At 36.7% G+C, this 16,783-nt stretch carries 15 protein-coding genes and 1 CRISPR repeat array; of the genes, 2 read left to right on the top strand and 13 right to left on the bottom strand.

What is annotated here, in order from left to right:
* Together QWY93_RS17980 and QWY93_RS17975 are read left to right on the top strand one after the other, a co-directional pair.
* A partial coding sequence (locus QWY93_RS17980) for an AMP-binding protein (RefSeq protein ID WP_290249789.1) occupies positions 1 to 304 on the top strand: 304 nt, incomplete at its 5' end.
* Positions 232 to 1,569 carry a non-ribosomal peptide synthetase gene (locus QWY93_RS17975; protein ID WP_353959671.1) on the top strand — a complete coding sequence of 446 codons (1,338 nt, stop codon included), beginning with the start codon at positions 232 to 234 and terminating at the stop codon, positions 1,567 to 1,569. The genes QWY93_RS17980 and QWY93_RS17975, both read left to right, overlap by 73 nt.
* On the opposite strand, the gene QWY93_RS17970 is transcribed toward QWY93_RS17975, so the two are convergent.
* From QWY93_RS17970 to QWY93_RS17910, 13 genes are all read right to left on the bottom strand, one after another.
* Entirely contained in the window at positions 1,554 to 2,648 is a 1,095-nt protein-coding gene (locus tag QWY93_RS17970) for a sulfotransferase family protein (RefSeq protein WP_290246177.1), read from the bottom strand. The two genes, QWY93_RS17975 and QWY93_RS17970, sit on opposite strands and share 16 nt — an antisense overlap.
* Positions 2,649 to 2,805: 157 nt before the next feature.
* Positions 2,806 to 3,588, bottom strand: a complete 783-nt coding sequence (locus QWY93_RS17965) for a sterol desaturase family protein (protein ID WP_290246176.1) — start codon at positions 3,586 to 3,588, stop codon at positions 2,806 to 2,808.
* Between the two features lie 230 nt (positions 3,589 to 3,818).
* Complete coding sequence (locus tag QWY93_RS17960) at positions 3,819 to 4,739, bottom strand: IS1595 family transposase (protein ID WP_290246175.1); 921 nt, start codon at positions 4,737 to 4,739, stop codon at positions 3,819 to 3,821.
* Positions 4,740 to 5,004: 265 nt separating this feature from the next.
* A CRISPR array of direct repeats spans positions 5,005 to 7,100; the repeat unit is 46 nt; unit sequence GTTGTGAATTGCTTTCAGAATTATACCTTAGCTAGGTAATCACAGC.
* Positions 7,101 to 7,216: 116 nt separating this feature from the next.
* Positions 7,217 to 7,564: a CRISPR-associated endonuclease Cas2 gene (cas2, locus tag QWY93_RS17955; protein ID WP_290246155.1), complete on the bottom strand. Its 348-nt coding sequence runs from the start codon at positions 7,562 to 7,564 to the stop codon at positions 7,217 to 7,219.
* Positions 7,557 to 8,246: a type II CRISPR-associated endonuclease Cas1 gene (cas1, locus tag QWY93_RS17950; protein WP_290249788.1), complete on the bottom strand. Its 690-nt coding sequence runs from the start codon at positions 8,244 to 8,246 to the stop codon at positions 7,557 to 7,559. The genes cas2 and cas1 overlap by 8 nt, the downstream gene beginning before the upstream one ends.
* The gene (locus tag QWY93_RS17945) at positions 8,144 to 8,449 is read right to left on the bottom strand and encodes a CRISPR-associated endonuclease Cas1 (protein ID WP_290249787.1); all 306 of its coding nucleotides are present in this window, start codon (positions 8,447 to 8,449) and stop codon (positions 8,144 to 8,146) included. Before QWY93_RS17945 ends, cas1 begins: the two co-directional genes overlap by 103 nt.
* Before the next feature lie 17 nt (positions 8,450 to 8,466).
* On the bottom strand, positions 8,467 to 9,072 hold the full coding sequence (locus tag QWY93_RS17940; protein ID WP_290246173.1) for a transposase: 606 nt from the start codon (positions 9,070 to 9,072) through the stop codon (positions 8,467 to 8,469).
* A 170-nt stretch (positions 9,073 to 9,242) separates the two neighbouring features.
* Positions 9,243 to 9,746: a hypothetical protein gene (locus QWY93_RS17935; protein WP_290249786.1), complete on the bottom strand. Its 504-nt coding sequence runs from the start codon at positions 9,744 to 9,746 to the stop codon at positions 9,243 to 9,245.
* Positions 9,747 to 9,817: 71 nt separating this feature from the next.
* The gene (gene cas9, locus QWY93_RS17930; protein ID WP_290249785.1) at positions 9,818 to 12,223 is read right to left on the bottom strand and encodes a type II CRISPR RNA-guided endonuclease Cas9; all 2,406 of its coding nucleotides are present in this window, start codon (positions 12,221 to 12,223) and stop codon (positions 9,818 to 9,820) included.
* Between the two features lie 14 nt (positions 12,224 to 12,237).
* Entirely contained in the window at positions 12,238 to 13,839 is a 1,602-nt protein-coding gene (gene cas9 / locus QWY93_RS17925) for a type II CRISPR RNA-guided endonuclease Cas9 (protein WP_290249784.1), read from the bottom strand.
* Between the two features lie 148 nt (positions 13,840 to 13,987).
* A complete protein-coding gene (locus QWY93_RS17920; RefSeq protein ID WP_290246163.1) occupies positions 13,988 to 14,464 on the bottom strand; it encodes an HIRAN domain-containing protein in 477 nt (158 codons plus the stop codon).
* A gap of 436 nt (positions 14,465 to 14,900) precedes the next feature.
* Positions 14,901 to 15,632 carry a LytR/AlgR family response regulator transcription factor gene (locus QWY93_RS17915; RefSeq protein WP_290249783.1) on the bottom strand — a complete coding sequence of 244 codons (732 nt, stop codon included), beginning with the start codon at positions 15,630 to 15,632 and terminating at the stop codon, positions 14,901 to 14,903.
* Positions 15,629 to 16,705: a sensor histidine kinase gene (locus QWY93_RS17910; RefSeq protein WP_290249782.1), complete on the bottom strand. Its 1,077-nt coding sequence runs from the start codon at positions 16,703 to 16,705 to the stop codon at positions 15,629 to 15,631. Before QWY93_RS17910 ends, QWY93_RS17915 begins: the two co-directional genes overlap by 4 nt.
* Between the last annotated feature and the right edge of the window lie 78 nt (positions 16,706 to 16,783).

Genomic DNA, 16,783 nt, shown 5'->3' with positions numbered 1-16,783 from the left:
AAGGTCAATAGAAATGCTGGTAGCTCTTTTGGCAGTTAGTAAGACTGGTGCAGCATATGTTCCTGTACATGCCTCCATCCCAATACGCCGGGTTGAGTTTATTCTAAAGGACGCACAGGTAGGTGTTTTGTTGACGAATATTGAGACCAAAATTTTGGATAATTTTGAGTTATCAATAATCCGCTTAACAGAAAATTCAAAGTTTAAAATGGGGAGTTTTCAAACCCCAACATTAAAATTGACCCAGAGCAACTTGCTTATATTATCTATACCTCCGGATCAACAGGTACTCCAAAAGGGGTAATGATTAGTCATGCTTCTTTGACAAATTTTCTTTGTTCGATGAGTAAAAGCCCTGGGATTTGTCAGAATGATATCCTGTTAGCAATTACTTCCCTTTCTTTTGATATTGCTGCTTTGGAGCTATTTTTGCCTTTGATGGTAGGAGCAACCATTATTATTGCCAGTGATGAGCTGCTCTCACAACCCCAGGAGCTTTGTGAATCAATAGATAAATTTAAGGTAAGTATTATGCAGGCCACCCCTGCAATTTGGCAATTGCTTCTCGAGACAGAATGGAAAGGTAGGCCAAACTTAAAAGCCTTATGTGGTGGTGATGTTTTGTCACTTCAACTGGCAAATAATCTTTTGGAAAGGGTGGGGAAATTGTGGAATATGTATGGGCCCACTGAAACGACTATTTGGTCCTCTATAAGTTTAATAAAAAAAGGAGATACACGGATTACCATTGGTCAGCCTATTGACAATACGCAGCTTTATATTCTAGACCGGTACCAACAGCAATTGCCGGTAAATGTAGTAGGGGAGCTTCATATTGGAGGGGAAGGAATAGCCCGTGGATATGTAAATATGCCCCAATTGACAGAAAAGAAATTTATACCTGACCCTTTCTCCCTCCAGAAAGGGGCTAAATTGTACAAAACTGGTGATCTAGCAAGGTATTTGGCTGATGGTTCTATTGAAATTTTGGACAGAAAAGATGACCAAGTTAAAATTCAGGGAAATCGAATGGAGTTAGGGGAAATTTCTGCTCTAATGGTTCAACACCCAATAGTAAAAGATGCCATTACCCTTGCCAGGCAAGAAAAATCTGGCGAAAAACGATTAGTCACTTATTTTGTCCCTAAAGCCTTTGATAAACCTCTTGATTTGGGAGAATTGAAAGAGTTTTTGGGTGAAAGACTTCCTAATTATATGATTCCCAACTTCCTTATTCCAATGAACTCATTTCCTTTAACTCCAAATGGAAAGATTAACCGGAAGGCTTTTCCAGTACCAGAAGATGTAAGGCTACTTTCTGGTTATATAGGGCCAAGGTGTGAAGAGGAGCAAATTTTGGTGGAAATTTGGCAAAACATATTAAATATTGAACAGGTGGGAGTGAATGAGAATTTTTTTGACCTTGGTGGAGCATCATTGCAGAGTCTCCAAATGGTGGCCAATGCAAATATGTATGGATTAAAAATAAAAGTAGAAGATATCTTTGAATATCAAACCATCCATGAATTGGCAACTTACCTAAAAGGGGAAAATTACAATATGGGATAATTCCAATAGCGGAGAAAAGGTTCCAGTTTTTCAGTAACAATTTCCCTTTCATTTTTAGCTATTGTATGTTTTAGTTGCACAAAATCCTTCTGTGGTCCAATAAATGATTTTAACTTATCTTTACAATAATCGAAATCTGGAAGGTGGAGAGTTTGATATGTTTTTTGAAGGGTTTCCAGTGGATTTTTTATGAAATCAATATAGGCGAGTTCGGTCAATTGCCCTGGTGGAATTAAATCTTTTGTCTCCAAATACCGTGACATCATTTGAGAATAGGTGTCCAAAATTATTTTATTGACATTGACCTTATTGCTGTTTTGTAAAGCGTAAACTTTTTGAACTACTTTCCAAAAACACTTATTGGAAGCGTATACCTCATAGGGATTACGATGAATGAAAATAAATTTAGCTTTGGGAAAAATGGAAAGCAAAAATTTTATTCTAGCTGTATTGGGTGGACTTTTGAGTACAAGTTGTTTTTGATGATTCGCTATGGAAATTTTTTTGAGCAGATAAACAAACGAATCCTTCCAAGCTTCTAATTCGGATTTTGTAATATTCTCGAAAAGCACATATTTACTAAACTGTTCATTCATCATCCCAGGGAAGAAGTAACCCCATTGGGCCCCTTTTTCATCTAAATAAGTGGTCATTGTGGCATCCTCTTCACCGGGAAAGCGAAAAGATAAGGGTACCCTGTGCACGGAATCTTTTAGTTTAAAAATCCGACAAATAAGCTCAAAAATTGGTAGTAATTTTTTTTCTGTACTTAACATTATTTCAGGTAGTACCATTTGATAATTACTATGATAACCAAAACGGTTGTCCTGCACCAAGCACTGGTGTAGATAAGAAGTTCCACTGCGATAATAACCAAGGATAAAAAGGGGAGACTTTTCAATTTGATGTTGACTGATTTTTTGATCATATAAGGCTAGCTCGATCCACCTGATAGGTTCAAATAATATGATCTTTAACAGCCATGGAGGGGTGTTTTTAAGCTTTGAAGGGTCAATACCACCATTTTTTCTGACCATCTTGTAAAAAGAAAATAAAGGAAGTGGAAAAAAACGGTGCATGAGCTGGCTGTTTTATCTTAATACATATAGCATTTTGAAAAAAAGTTAAAGTTTTTCCTCAATATTTCTCCAGGGAATACATTTATTAAATTTTGATAATTTTAATTCAATTAAAAAAATAAAGACCTGCCCAAGGTTAACTTTTTTTTGGGTAAAACTAATGGGCCATTTTTATTTTTTCACCAAATCTTCTTTTTTGAATGCTATCGTAAATTTTTACATAATCCGAATGTTCTGTCCCCATCAATCTATCCCAAATTCTAAAATATAGTCCATAATTCCCTTTAAAATTTGAATGATGAAGATTATGGTAAACAGAACTATTTATTACTTCAAATAACCAGGAGTTCCTAAACCACTTGGGCATGATTTCAAATCCCAAATGCCCGTAAACGTTTATGGTAAATGTACAAAAATTAAAAGTCAAAAACATTAATGGGTGAATTGGGACCGATAAAACGAGAATTGGAATAAAGAAAACCAAAGTAAATGCTTCCCAAAAATGAAAAGAGTAAGAAGCCCAAGGGGTAGGGGAAATGGATTTATGATGAACCCAATGTATGGTTTTAAAAAATAAGGGAAGATGGTATATCCTATGTAACCAATAAAAGTAAGTGTCATGGATAAATAAGGATAAAATCAAGCTAATAGGCATCCACCATAAGGGATAAGCCGTAATATCCCTGTAAATTTTGGTGTACTCCACCCAAGGACCGCGGATAATGATTATTGCTGCAAGAACAAATATGATATTAGAAACAAGGGAATGAAAAATCTCCCTTTTAAAATCCTTGCCATTGGCCAATCTTTTCTGAATTTTTGCTTTAAAATATTTATAAAAATAAAACTTATAAAAAATCAAAAAGGATACTCCTGCAACTACAAAGTATCGCATAAATGCAATGCCCACCCCGATCAAAAAGGCAATAATATTTTCCATTTTGACTTATGGTTGGATTAATACTAATATTTCAGATTAAGATTTACATCCAATACTTTTTTGGCTATGGTCTTTTTTAATGAGTTTTTGATCCATTTCTTAAACTTTATGGGTATAAGGCCTAATCAAATATTCCAAAGCATAATAAACCACAATTAACTAATAGAAAGTTAGAAAAATTAAATTTTACTTTTTAGAAAAAGTAAAGAATAAATTAATTTTAATTATGATTATCCGCAATCATGCCAGTAAGGATAAATGGAAGCAATAATGAGCCGGTCAAAAAGTTTTTGACCGAAATATTTTCTGTTGAGCTTATAACTAAACTCATCAAGATAGTTTTGCATCATCCTTTCACTTATCATATGGTATGTCTGCAGCTGTTTCTTTAAATTACTTATGGCTATATGAACCCATTTGAGGTTAAAATGGCCTTTATCAGTTCCAGAGACCTCTCTGACATGAACCTCAATACAGTCACCCAGATCTGAGAAGGTGGTACTCTTATCTGTTTGAAGCACTGAGTCCTGATCAATGAATTCTTTGACCAGACCTTGGGCTGTTTTTGCCTCTAAGTTCTTTATCTTCTTCATTTTAAAATATCTACAGCTCTTTTCAAGCTTTCCGGATTCAGGGTTTTCTAAAACTGTCGATTCGGCCATTACCGCTACAATGGACTGTTTTTGACTGCCCCTGCCTCTTTTGAGCTTGTTTTGGGATTTGGCTTTGGTGGCTTTTCCTACAAAGGCCTCATCATATTCTACCATATCCTCAAGCCTATAGATATCATCGCGTTGTCCCATGACCTTCCTGAGTTTATGGTACATCCTGAAAACAGGTTCATACCGCTTCATCCCAAGCTGCCTTTGTAGCTCTGAGGCACTGAAGCTCTTCTTAGTGGCGGTTATGAAGGTCATGGCCAGCAGCCAGGTCCTAATTGGAAGGTTGCTGTTTTCCATAACAGTACCACTCTTGATGCTGGTCCTGAACCCACATGAAGCACATTGAAAGGACTTCTTGTTTTCAAGCCAATAATGACGGTTACAGCTGCACCGTTTGCAAATGATGCCCGATTTTGTCCTTTGTTCTCTAATGAACTTAATACAGGAAGACTCGTCAGGAAACCGATTAATGAAGTTGATTATATTCATGGTCAAAACCGTTTATTTTGACCCAATTTATACAGAGTAATAACTTAACTAAAGCTATTGACACTAACTGTCACTTTTAATTTATTTGGCTACTGGTGTCATTGCGGATATACATAATTTTAATTTTAAAAATAAAATATTCATTATGCGTTTTTTTAAAATAACGAAAAAAATTATAGGTGAAATCATTAGGGGAAGATGCCAGGGAGATCCTCCCTAGTAAGGTAATCACAGCAAAAAAACTGCTGTTTAAACTGGAAATGCTGTTGTGAATTGCTTTCAGAATTATACCTTAGCTAGGTAATCACAGCAGAGTAATTTTGGAAATAGAACAGAGCATTGTTGTGAATTGCTTTCAGAATTATACCTTAGCTAGGTAATCACAGCTATGCCATAAAATTTATTATTAGCCAACTTGTTGTGAATTGCTTTCAGAATTATACCTTAGCTAGGTAATCACAGCTAATAGCATTAATTACACCTGAACCACACGGTTGTGAATTGCTTTCAGAATTATACCTTAGCTAGGTAATCACAGCCTTTCAACATTGTCATGAGTTATTCTTCCGTTGTGAATTGCTTTCAGAATTATACCTTAGCTAGGTAATCACAGCATTTGATACTGAATTTACCGGATCAGTAACGTTGTGAATTGCTTTCAGAATTATACCTTAGCTAGGTAATCACAGCATGCCTTCGAAGCTCTTCAATACCTTGACCGTTGTGAATTGCTTTCAGAATTATACCTTAGCTAGGTAATCACAGCACAAGTGTAATGAATGCCACCGCTATTGTGGTTGTGAATTGCTTTCAGAATTATACCTTAGCTAGGTAATCACAGCTTTTGATATTGAAGGAAAGCCAGATTATGTGTTGTGAATTGCTTTCAGAATTATACCTTAGCTAGGTAATCACAGCTGTATATGAAAACTGCTTCGAGCCTCCTACGTTGTGAATTGCTTTCAGAATTATACCTTAGCTAGGTAATCACAGCGTTTTTGCATAGGAACTGATAGAAACCTGTAGTTGTGAATTGCTTTCAGAATTATACCTTAGCTAGGTAATCACAGCTTTCTTCTGTTTATTAATCCTTTAATTTCCGTTGTGAATTGCTTTCAGAATTATACCTTAGCTAGGTAATCACAGCTGGAAATATTCAACTTCCTCCAGGTAATCAGTTGTGAATTGCTTTCAGAATTATACCTTAGCTAGGTAATCACAGCCTTAGGCGAAAATGAAAATAGAACAATGCAGTTGTGAATTGCTTTCAGAATTATACCTTAGCTAGGTAATCACAGCCTCCTTTTTGTGCCCATGGTAGGCAAGAGGGTTGTGAATTGCTTTCAGAATTATACCTTAGCTAGGTAATCACAGCTGGCCTGTAGTGTTCCGGCTCTCCTATTATGTTGTGAATTGCTTTCAGAATTATACCTTAGCTAGGTAATCACAGCAAATAGGCTCAATCATGCAGAGGAGGATTTGTTGTGAATTGCTTTCAGAATTATACCTTAGCTAGGTAATCACAGCAAAGGGCGCTTTTATAGTTACCAACATTTCGTTGTGAATTGCTTTCAGAATTATACCTTAGCTAGGTAATCACAGCCTATGGTGGCACAGGCCAACAAAGACAATGTTGTGAATTGCTTTCAGAATTATACCTTAGCTAGGTAATCACAGCCCACCCCTAAATTATCCCTATGCAGGAAATGTTGTGAATTGCTTTCAGAATTATACCTTAGCTAGGTAATCACAGCAAGGGGTGCAATATGAATTTAAAGGTCATCGTTGTGAATTGCTTTCAGAATTATACCTTAGCTAGGTAATCACAGCGTCTTTATGTCCTAACATTTTGGAAACTGTGTTGTGAATTGCTTTCAGAATTATACCTTAGCTAGGTAATCACAGCGTTACAAAATCAGGCTCAGAATGTTAATGCGTTGTGAATTGCTTTCAGAATTATACCTTAGCTAGGTAATCACAGCGAATCATTTGAGCGGGGGATATTTGAGGGAGTTGTGAATTGCTTTCAGAATTATACCTTAGCTAGGTAATCACAGCACCTGAAATTACCTGCACTTGGAGCACCTGTTGTGAATTGCTTTCAGAATTATACCTTAGCTAGGTAATCACAGCCAGAGGAGCCGCGAAAAAACAACAAAAGCGGTTGTGAATTGCTTTCAGAATTATACCTTAGCTAGGTAATCACAGCTGTGGGATTTGAGGAGGCTTCATCATGTACGTTGTGAATTGCTTTCAGAATTATACCTTAGCTAGGTAATCACAGCCCCCTCCGATTAGCAAACTCCCTATCTGCCGTTGTGAATTGCTTTCAGAATTATACCTTAGCTAGGTAATCACAGCATACCTCCATGTAAGTGGTTGGTATGCTGTTGTTTAAGTTGATATTTAGAAATAAAAAATCAAGCTGTTTTTGGGTTGTTAAAAAGGATAGTAGGCCAATTTCATTTTTCAAATGATTAAAATAAATCCAATTGTTGGGAGGGAGGTTCATTATCTACACTTTTGGTTCCGTGAAAAATTTCCATCAAGCCAAATTGCCGGTCTGTAATCGACATAATACCCACTTTTCCCTTCGGTGGAAGATTTTTTTTGACCCTTTTGATATGCACATCAGCATTTTCCCGGCTGGGGCAAAACCGCATATAGATGGAAAACTGGAACATGGCAAAGCCATCATCCAGAAGTTTTTTCCGGAAGGAGGAGGCTATCCTCCGGTCCTTTTTGGTTTCCGTTGGCAAATCAAAAAAAACTAAAACCCACAAAGTTCTATATTGGTTAAGTCTTGAAAAATAGCTTTCATCCATATTCGGGGTAAATAATTTTCCGGCTAATGCCTGCAAAACATTCAAATAAAGAACTGGTCGTTCTACTGGCTGCAACCATTAAAGGGCTTTTTTGCCCATCAATAATTACATCCAAGACCGGAATTTGTAATAATTCTCTTTTTAGGCAAGTGGTGAGTTGGGTGATATCTTCTTCTGTGTCCACAATATGGGACACGATCAGGTCAACAAAAGGTCGATAGGGTTCCATAATATCATCGGCCAGACAGTATGCATTGTATTTATTTCGATGCCAAATGCCAACATGGGGTAAAAGACCGGAAGAAACCAATGCTCTGGCAATAACAGCCCTAAGAATGGCATAACCATAATTTAAAAGGTTATTGGGAGGGATACCGGTTTGGTGGCGGTTGAATTCTGGAATATCAAATATATTTTGCCAATATATGGCGGCGGCCTGGGCTTCATGGTTGCCAGTATCCCCGGAATTTACATTTTTGGCCAGGTATTGTAATCGTTTATTTTCTTTCCCTTTATCTTCCAAAAGGCAGGCTTGATTTTGGATTTTGGCCGATACTGTTTGCTGCCAAAGGTTTTTTTTCAATGGGAGGGAAGCATTGAGTTGGTGTTTGATCCTTTCAGTTTGTTCGGTGTGGCCATGGATGGGAAGAAGGAGGCCGTTGGAAGGTGTTGCCCATTGCAAGTTACTACGGCAACTTTCTGATTATTCAATTTGGCCAATAGTCCATTGGTGATAGTGATCTGCGGATTTTCCAATATGACCATACCGATGTCTTCTATGGGAACTGTCTTATCAGGTTTATCATCTGTAAATGCTATCACCAATTGTTCATGCTTGGTGCTGAGGTAAGCAGGGTTTCCGAAGAAGAGGGTGCGTTTGATCATTTTTATAAGTTTATTACTTACTCTATTTCCAGGTTCTTATTTAATAATATCTCCCTTTTTACCTCCATCATATCATTGATATGAAATATTCCATCAAAGAAGTTCATAAAATAGGTACGCTCTAATAGAGACTTCTTTTCTAAATATTTATAAGCATGCCAGCCTGACCATTTCCAATCGTTTACCGATGTGGCAAACTCGTGTTTTATTGGGTTGAGATGGAAATACAGGAAGATTTCCTGCCATTGGGATGTTGTTTGGATTGGTTTTCTCCTGAAGTTATTGATAAACAAACTTCCTTTTCGTTTATACTTTTTGTTGAAAGTTTGGGCATAAGAACTGAAAAAGTTTGAAAATTGCTTGGAGATTAACTTTCCCAAAGTTTCAAACTTTGGAAAAGTTTTCTTCAAGGCTTCCTCAGACTTTACCCCAACCAAAAAATGAAAATGATTGGGCATCAAGCAAAAAGCATAGGTGTCCACTACATTCCCTAAGTATTTGCTATACTGTTGGAGAAAAAAACGATAATTTTCCTCCTCCCGGAAAATATCCTCCGAGCCACTCGCTTGCCGGACGGGCAGGTTGGCGTGTTTGTAAATATGGTAGGATTGGCCTTGTTCCATAAGATTGGTGGTTTGTGCATATTCAAACCTGTCAGGTCTGGGAGACCTGACAGGTTTTGATATTTTCTAGAATGAGAATATGCCTTAAGGTGTCTTTGTAAGTGTTTGGAAATCCCTTTTTGGATTTGTTGGTGAATGAATTATCTAGTTTCCTGTTTTTAAGCTCTCCATTAAACTTCTTTATTTTCATACTCGTGGTTTCCTATTTTTATTATTCCTGATTTGTTATGGACACTTTTGATATTTCCAAGTCTATCTGTATTAAGCTTAGAACAAAATTCTTTTATCATCACACCATTTACACTTCTTTCCATTTTATTAAGCGCTGAATATTCAACTTTATTTACAATGGCGGTAGATACGTCTTGTCTAAGGAAAAAACATTGATTTCCTGAAGAACTCACCATTTTGTATATCCTTTCTGTTTGTTCCTTGGTTAGATTATTAAAGTCAATGGTGTCAATGTTTTCATCCTCATTTGGCACATACACCAAATCATTTGGAGATAAATAAAACAGTAATTTTTCTTCTTTTTCGTTAATCTCTGGGACAGAAGTCAGCCCCTGTTTTTGCCTTTCTATCACAATATTCAAAGGGATGGTATCATAGCTTCGCTTCCCCTCACCATTTTGATATATGGCAAAAAATAGGTTGGTGCCTTTGGCAGCTTCCACATATTTCTTCCTCTTATTCCCCGTTTCTCCTACTTTAAATTTGTTCCCTTTTGGTTCATAAGTTCTTACCTTTAATATGGGCTTGTGAAATTTCCCCCATTGAGTTGAATGATATTTTTGTTCATCTCATCAACTCCTTCTGGGGTGAAGGCCAACTGTTCTGGTGCCATAGATTTGCCTTTTTCATCAACCCTGTTTTTATATTTTTCTAAATGGGCCAGTAGAATTTTTTGGATTCCGGTATCTGTAATTGATCCTTTAATCCGTTTTTCATTGAATGAAGTATCTAAGCTTGTACGTGTTGCTACTAAGTCATTTTCCCAATAATAAATTTCTACTCTAGAAATATCTTGAGTTTTCCACTTGTATTTTCTGTCCTTAAAATACTTGGTCAAAAGATTTTTATCATATTTCAATCTTGCTAAGGATTGAACTTCCTTTCTCAACGGCTTATTGACGATATCCGAAATATTGTCCAATGCAACTCCAAGAGAAACTTTCTTCTTTTTTCGAAGCTTAATTAGTCCAGAGACAGTGTCTTTATGTATTGGCTTCCTAATAGCCCAGTTAAGTCCTTTTTGTTCCACTATTTCTTTGGACTTTTGGCCGTTTTTTTTAATCCATTTTTCATATTTATTAGTAGCTTTATTTATCACCCTAAGGTTTTGCTTGAAACTTATTACTATGGTTTCTAAAGCGTTTCTGGAATCAATTGTAAAAGTTTCCCAGGGTTTTTGGAAATCTTTTGGCACCTCTCTTTCAATTCTATCTTTGGTTTTTGGGTGGGAGTAAGCGACTTTTACATATTTTCTTAGTTTCCTATTTAGATCAAAGCGTTCCTTAGATTTTGCATATTGGTTATTTAAAAGGTTGACGTGATCACGTGTTGCACAAGCTATAACCAAAGCATCTAAAGCATGGTGTCTGTGGTCAATTCTCTTTTTTTGGAAACCTTTTGACAACTCAAGAGGCACGGTGGGTAAGTATTTTTGATGATTTTTGTTCCAGCTTGTAAAACCTTTTGAATTGGTAAGCTGATTCATCCGTTCGAAGCGGGTTAAGATTATCCCATTCCAAATATCATTCAACCCCCAATCCTGTTTAAGGGTAGCAGTGATTTTTCCGTTACCTGGAATAAGATTTTTGGAATTGATGCCTTCATCATTAGTTTCTGAACGGACTATATTGGATAGGACTGCTGAAATATACTTGCTTATGTAACGAGTGTCATTTATTTGGCGCTCGATCATCTTCTCCGGAATTTCCTCCATGAGCAATTTGTTCCGCTTTGAAAAGGATTTGGAGTAATGGTCTTTTACAAAAGTTTCATATGTCCTGACCTCAAATATTTTTACGCTCTTGCCAAAACCATTTTCTACTATTTCTCCGTGATGGTTTTTTATAAATTCTAAACCTATTTGATTGTCTTTTAATTTGTTCACGGAAGCTTCACATATTACTTTATTGCTGAAACTGTCATCAAAGTATCGGCTTTGTGGAATAATGTGTTCGATTTCATATTCAGAAGTAAAAAGCTTTGTAAATGGAATGATTTCACCTGTATACGGGGAACGATATTTTTGTTCAAGCCAAAGCTTATAGCGCAATAATTCCGAAGAAGTAGGGATGGCCTTTTTGCTGATCTTTTCTATATCCTCTGGAATTTCAATATTGGAATTGAGCACTCCATTTTCATAAATTTTAAGAATTTCCTGCTGCATTGGTGAATATGGACGAACATTCTCAAAACCTGTATCATTCTTGAGTTCAGTTAGTAAAGCTTTTATACGAAGATTGGTGTTTTCATTATCCGTAATTTGGTTAGTTATTTGTTTGCGCTTATCTGCAGGATTTTTCATTTCCCGCCCCAATTCCACATGGATTTCATCAAAGAAATCTTTCTTCCCTTCGCCGTATTCTTGCCAAATATCCCTTACTACCCTGAGGGTTTCGGTTACTACTTGCTCTACAATGGGGTTACGCAGTGAGTGCTGCTTGAAATCTTTGATATAACCATCCAAATCAACAACCGAATTCCATTTTTTACTAATATCAGCTTCGGAATGTCTATCATAAACAATATAGCTTGCTAACCAAAGCTGTAAGCCTTGAAAATGATGGTACTCGGTTAAATTAATTGCTTTCTCCCTAACCCTATTTTTGATCTTTTCATCAAATTCACCAGTTGTGACTTTATCAATCCTGCTTTTTGTTTTTTCATCAATAGCATCCCAACTCCAATATTTTCCTAAACGTAATAAGGGTAATAATTTTTTAATGGCTTTTAGAGAAAAAGGGCCGTACTCGCTTTTAAACGGGGGGAACTTTTTGAAATTTTCCACAAAGGAATTGACATCCAATCGGTGTTTTTCAGCAAAGGTTTTCAGGGCTTTTTCATATTCTATTTTATCTGTGACTGAGTAGATAATATGCCACAAATTGTACTCAATTTCTCTTGTGAAGAAATCAAAAGACATATTTTCGACTTTTTTTAATCTTCTCCTGATTTCATAACCAGTTTCATTACAGGGATATTTTTTGATTCATCCTTTACAGAATCATACACGTAATTCCATCGGTACTTTGCAGTTTCTGCATTTAACGCTTTTCCCTTCAGTTCTTTAGAGGTAAGCAAATGTTTCAATATAATCTTATGGTCTACCTCTTTTTGCCTCATCAAAAACTCAAAAAGATTTTCCCAATCTTCAATGTTGGATAGAAACTGGCCAGTTACATCAACTTCATCCTCCTTTTTGTAGATCTTAAGGTTATACATCCATTGCCAAACCCTGAATTCTTGATAATAAGGATTGGATTTGGGGACAGCATTCAGGTATTTGGTTTTCCTTTCTCCGTTAATCCTGAAATTTCTGTACTCTAACGAGCATTTTCCTATATTAAATTTTTGGCTTTTTAGAGGCCGTTGGTAAAAAATGATATCCTCAAGGAAAAGGTGTGTAAAATCCTTTTTGCTTAATGCCCATTGGTGTGCATCATTGTTTCTGTATAGTTCTCTCACACATTCGTTGTACAAACCTTCATCCGTTAATTCAGGATGAAATGCCTTTTGTTTTTCCAGAATAGCCTTTAATTCTTCTTTGTAGAATTTACGTTCAATAGTACGGACTAATTTGCCCTTTACTTTTTGACTTGGGTTTTGTAATAGTGTGTCGTAGATATATGCACCTACCGTTTTACTAGAATGGTCAATTTCCTGTTCGGTTTTCTTTTTGATTAGTGTCCAATCATCTTCCTTTGGGGCTCTAAAGCTCCTTTTTTCATTTCCCTCTTTATCCCTTTTAATTGAGCCATCCTCATCCAGGTCAGTAGTAACAATGAAATCCCTGACTTTATCTTTCCAATCGTATAAATCTGTTTTACTTGAACGTCTATAAACCCATCCATTTTCGAGAATCAGTGAATACCAAGTCTCTCCCTTTTTATTAGTTTCTTCAGCTTTTATATCGATAATTTTCAATGAATAAAACTCGACCAATTTATTAGGATTTTCTTCCTCCTCTTCTCCTCTAAACTGATAGTACCCCCGCTTTTGATTAAAATTTAGGATGACCCAAGCGAGCTCCTCTTTTTCAATTTTCTGAGAAAGTGCTTTTTTTCGTAGGAAATAGATTGTCCAGTCATAAGGGATTAGTTTTCCTTCTTCTAATAACTGTGGTTGACACTTCTTGAAATCAACAAGCATCTCCTCAAATGATTTTTTGAAGATGAATTCTTTATTATTAAAAGCCAGTTTGGGCTCCATTTCCCTCTTGAACTTGCCAAGGCGATTCTCGAAATCTATTTGTGAAGAGTAATGCTTAGGGAGAAATCCCAAAATATTCAAAATACGATGTAGCCTTTCCCTACGGAGTAAATGTCTCTCGCGGAGTCTTCGGGTTCCTCTGAAACCTGTTCTTTCAGCCGTTTGGGAAACTGAATTTCCTTTTCCAAATTCTCCTAAAATATCCTGACTCATCGGAATAATCCTACTTCCCATTCCAAGTATTTCACCTTGCTTTTCCTCAAAGTTTTGCGCAACCAAAGCCCACCCAATAGAGTTTGTTCCCAAATCCAGTCCTAATATTCTTTTCATATTATAATTTAATTTATTCTTTATTTAACTTTTTTATTGCCTTTTTAAAATTCATTCCTAAATTGAAATCATAATTCTGAAAGCAATTCACAATAAGGATTATTCCGTTGTGAAAACATTCAAGGCGGGGCAACTCGCCTTTCTTTTTCTACCTCCTATATCCATCATCCACATCATCTGCTGCCTTGTTACTAAGTTTCTCTGTAGCTTCCTTTTCTGGGACGATCAGATTAGTCCAGATGCCTATTCCAAATTGATGCAAAGAAAGTTTAGCATTAACCATGGCATTTAACCTGGCACCAGCATCCATCAGGTTGGCCAGGACAATGTTTTCATAAGCAGGTAAATACCCCAGAAACATATTTTCCCATTTTACCCCAACTGCAATACGGTCATGTTCGTGTTCTGAAAATTGTTCCAAGATTACCAGGTCACCTGCCCGGATTTTCCCAAAACATTTATTTAAAGAATAATACTGGACCCCAAGCAGGTAATTGTCATATATTTGGATGGGCTTGGCAATCAGGTTGGTAACCAATTCAGCTTTAGGAGAAGAGCCTGGTAAAATCAGGGATATGCCTCCCAGTCCAGCCGATTTCAAAAATTCCTTTCGGTTAAGTTTCATAAAATTTTACTTTATGGGTCATTAAAGACCGAAAAACATGGATTAAAAAAGATGTTTACAAGCATCAAAAATAGAATTTTTGAATACAAACTGCGCTCTCCTTTTTTTGAATAAGATGCTTAGAATTAATCTCGTAATCTCTAAAATAACCATTTTATAGTGAAAATAATTACCTTTATTAGGTGAAATTTGCCCTTTCCGCTAGCTTCTTCAAAAAAAGATCCGGTGATTAGCATTCTAATTTAAATAATGGAGCACATTAATGAAATACCTAAATTGCGGTATTTTTTAAGATTAAGGGAATCGGGTTTTATCGGAGAGGAGGGAATAAATAGGGCTAAAATTAATATAAAACAATAAGTGGGGATGACCTAGCCAAACGTTGTTGGAGTAACCCTTCAAGGGTTCAAAACCTTGAAGGGTTTTACCATTAAAATCACCCCATCCAACGATTCAAAAACTTCAAAAAATTCTCCTTATAATTTTCACTTACCGTGATGGTGGATTTCCCAATTTGAATGCTGTTTTTGGTAATGGAGTGGATATGGTCCAGGGCTACAATAAAGGACCGGTGGACACGCATAAATTTATTGGAGGGGAGCAATTCCTCCATGTTTTTAAGGCTTGTCAGGGATAGGAGAGGATGGGGTTTGTCCACCAGGTGGACTTTGACATAATCTTTGTACGCTTCCACATAGAGAATGTCCTTTAGCAAAACTTTTACCAATTGATATTCCACCTTTAGAAAAATATATTCGGGTACTTCATCTACTTTTTTTATGGATTTTTTTTGGTTTTCAAAAAACTGCAAAGCCTTGGTGCTGGCCTTAAGAAATTCCTCATAATTATAGGGCTTCAGCAGGTAATCCAGGGCATCCACTTTATACCCTTCAATGGCAAATTGGTTATAGGCAGTAGTGAAAATGATACGGCAAGGGGAATCCTTTTTATTGGCGCCCATAATTCTGGCCAGTTCCATCCCGGAAAGATCGGGCATTTGGATATCCAGAAAAACCAAGTCTACCGGTTCTTTATGAATAAAAGCCAGGGCATCGATTGCATTTTCAAATTTACCCATCAAGTTCAAAAATGAAGTTTGGCCGATAAACTTACTGATCATTTCCAGGGCAAGGGGTTCATCATCTACAGCGATACAATTGATTTTCATGCCAGGTGGATTTTTAGGTTGACGCGGTATTCATTTTCCGGATTTTGATCATCGATTTCCAATTGAAACCGTTGAGCATAAAGCAATGAAAGCCTCCTTTTTGTATTGGTAAGGCCAATACCCTTTGCTTGCGATTCAGGGCTATTGGAATAAGAAGAAATGATATTGTTGCAGGTATATAGGTGCAATACCTGGTCCTTTTCAGATAGTTTCACTGTGATAACACTTTGTTGCTGAGAGCTGATGCCATGTTTGAAGCAGTTTTCAATAAAAGGAAGCAATATCATGGGCGCAATGCATTTTTCCTCCATCTGTTCCTGTATATCCAAGTTAATTTTTACCTTCTCAGATATCCGCAATTTCATTAACTCAATATAGTCTTTAATAAAATCAATTTCCCTACTCAATAGGGTCTGGCCCTTTTCTGTTTCATAAAGCACATAACGCATCAACCTGGAAAGTTTGTGCAGGGCAGTTTGGGCCCTTTCCACATCAATGTTGGTAAGGGAATAAATATTGTTGAGGGTATTGAAGAAAAAATGGGGATTGATTTGGGCTTTGAGATAAGATAGCTCCGATTTAATTCTTTGTTGGTCCAGTTGCTGTCTAAGGAACTCATCTGCCTGCCATTTTTTTACCGCCGCCACACTGGTGCTGATCCCAAGGGTAAGAAAAGCCACGATCAGGTTAAAAATATGGAAGGGGAGAGGTTTCTTTCTGGGGATATATTCCTCTTCAGGGTGAAAGGCCTGGTGCATCAGTTTGGGAAGACCCAACCAGTTTTCATAGTATTCCAGGAAGTACATGAGGATTACACTGACCCCAATTGTCAATAATAAAAACCAACCCACACGTGACTTAAACAGCAAGTTGGGAACCCATAAATGCTGATTGATATAAAATAAACCTATCAAAAGGATGAAAAAGGTAACCTGTCTAACCCAAAACTGATGGGGAAGGGCTACGTTCCAGGACAATGGAGTTAATAGGAAAAACAAGGTTCCCATCAGTATCCACCCTAAAATATGGATTAAAACGGTAATGTTTTTATGAAGGACAAGGGATGGTTTCATTCAGTACAGGTCAATTTAATTCTTTAAACATAAAATAATCCCGGCAAAACAGGAAAAGTTAATCGACCAATGAAAGGT

The sequence above is a fragment of the Echinicola jeungdonensis genome, from assembly GCF_030409905.1.
Lineage (GTDB): Bacteria > Bacteroidota > Bacteroidia > Cytophagales > Cyclobacteriaceae > Echinicola > Echinicola jeungdonensis.
This window is presented reverse-complemented; position numbering and strand designations above follow the sequence as displayed.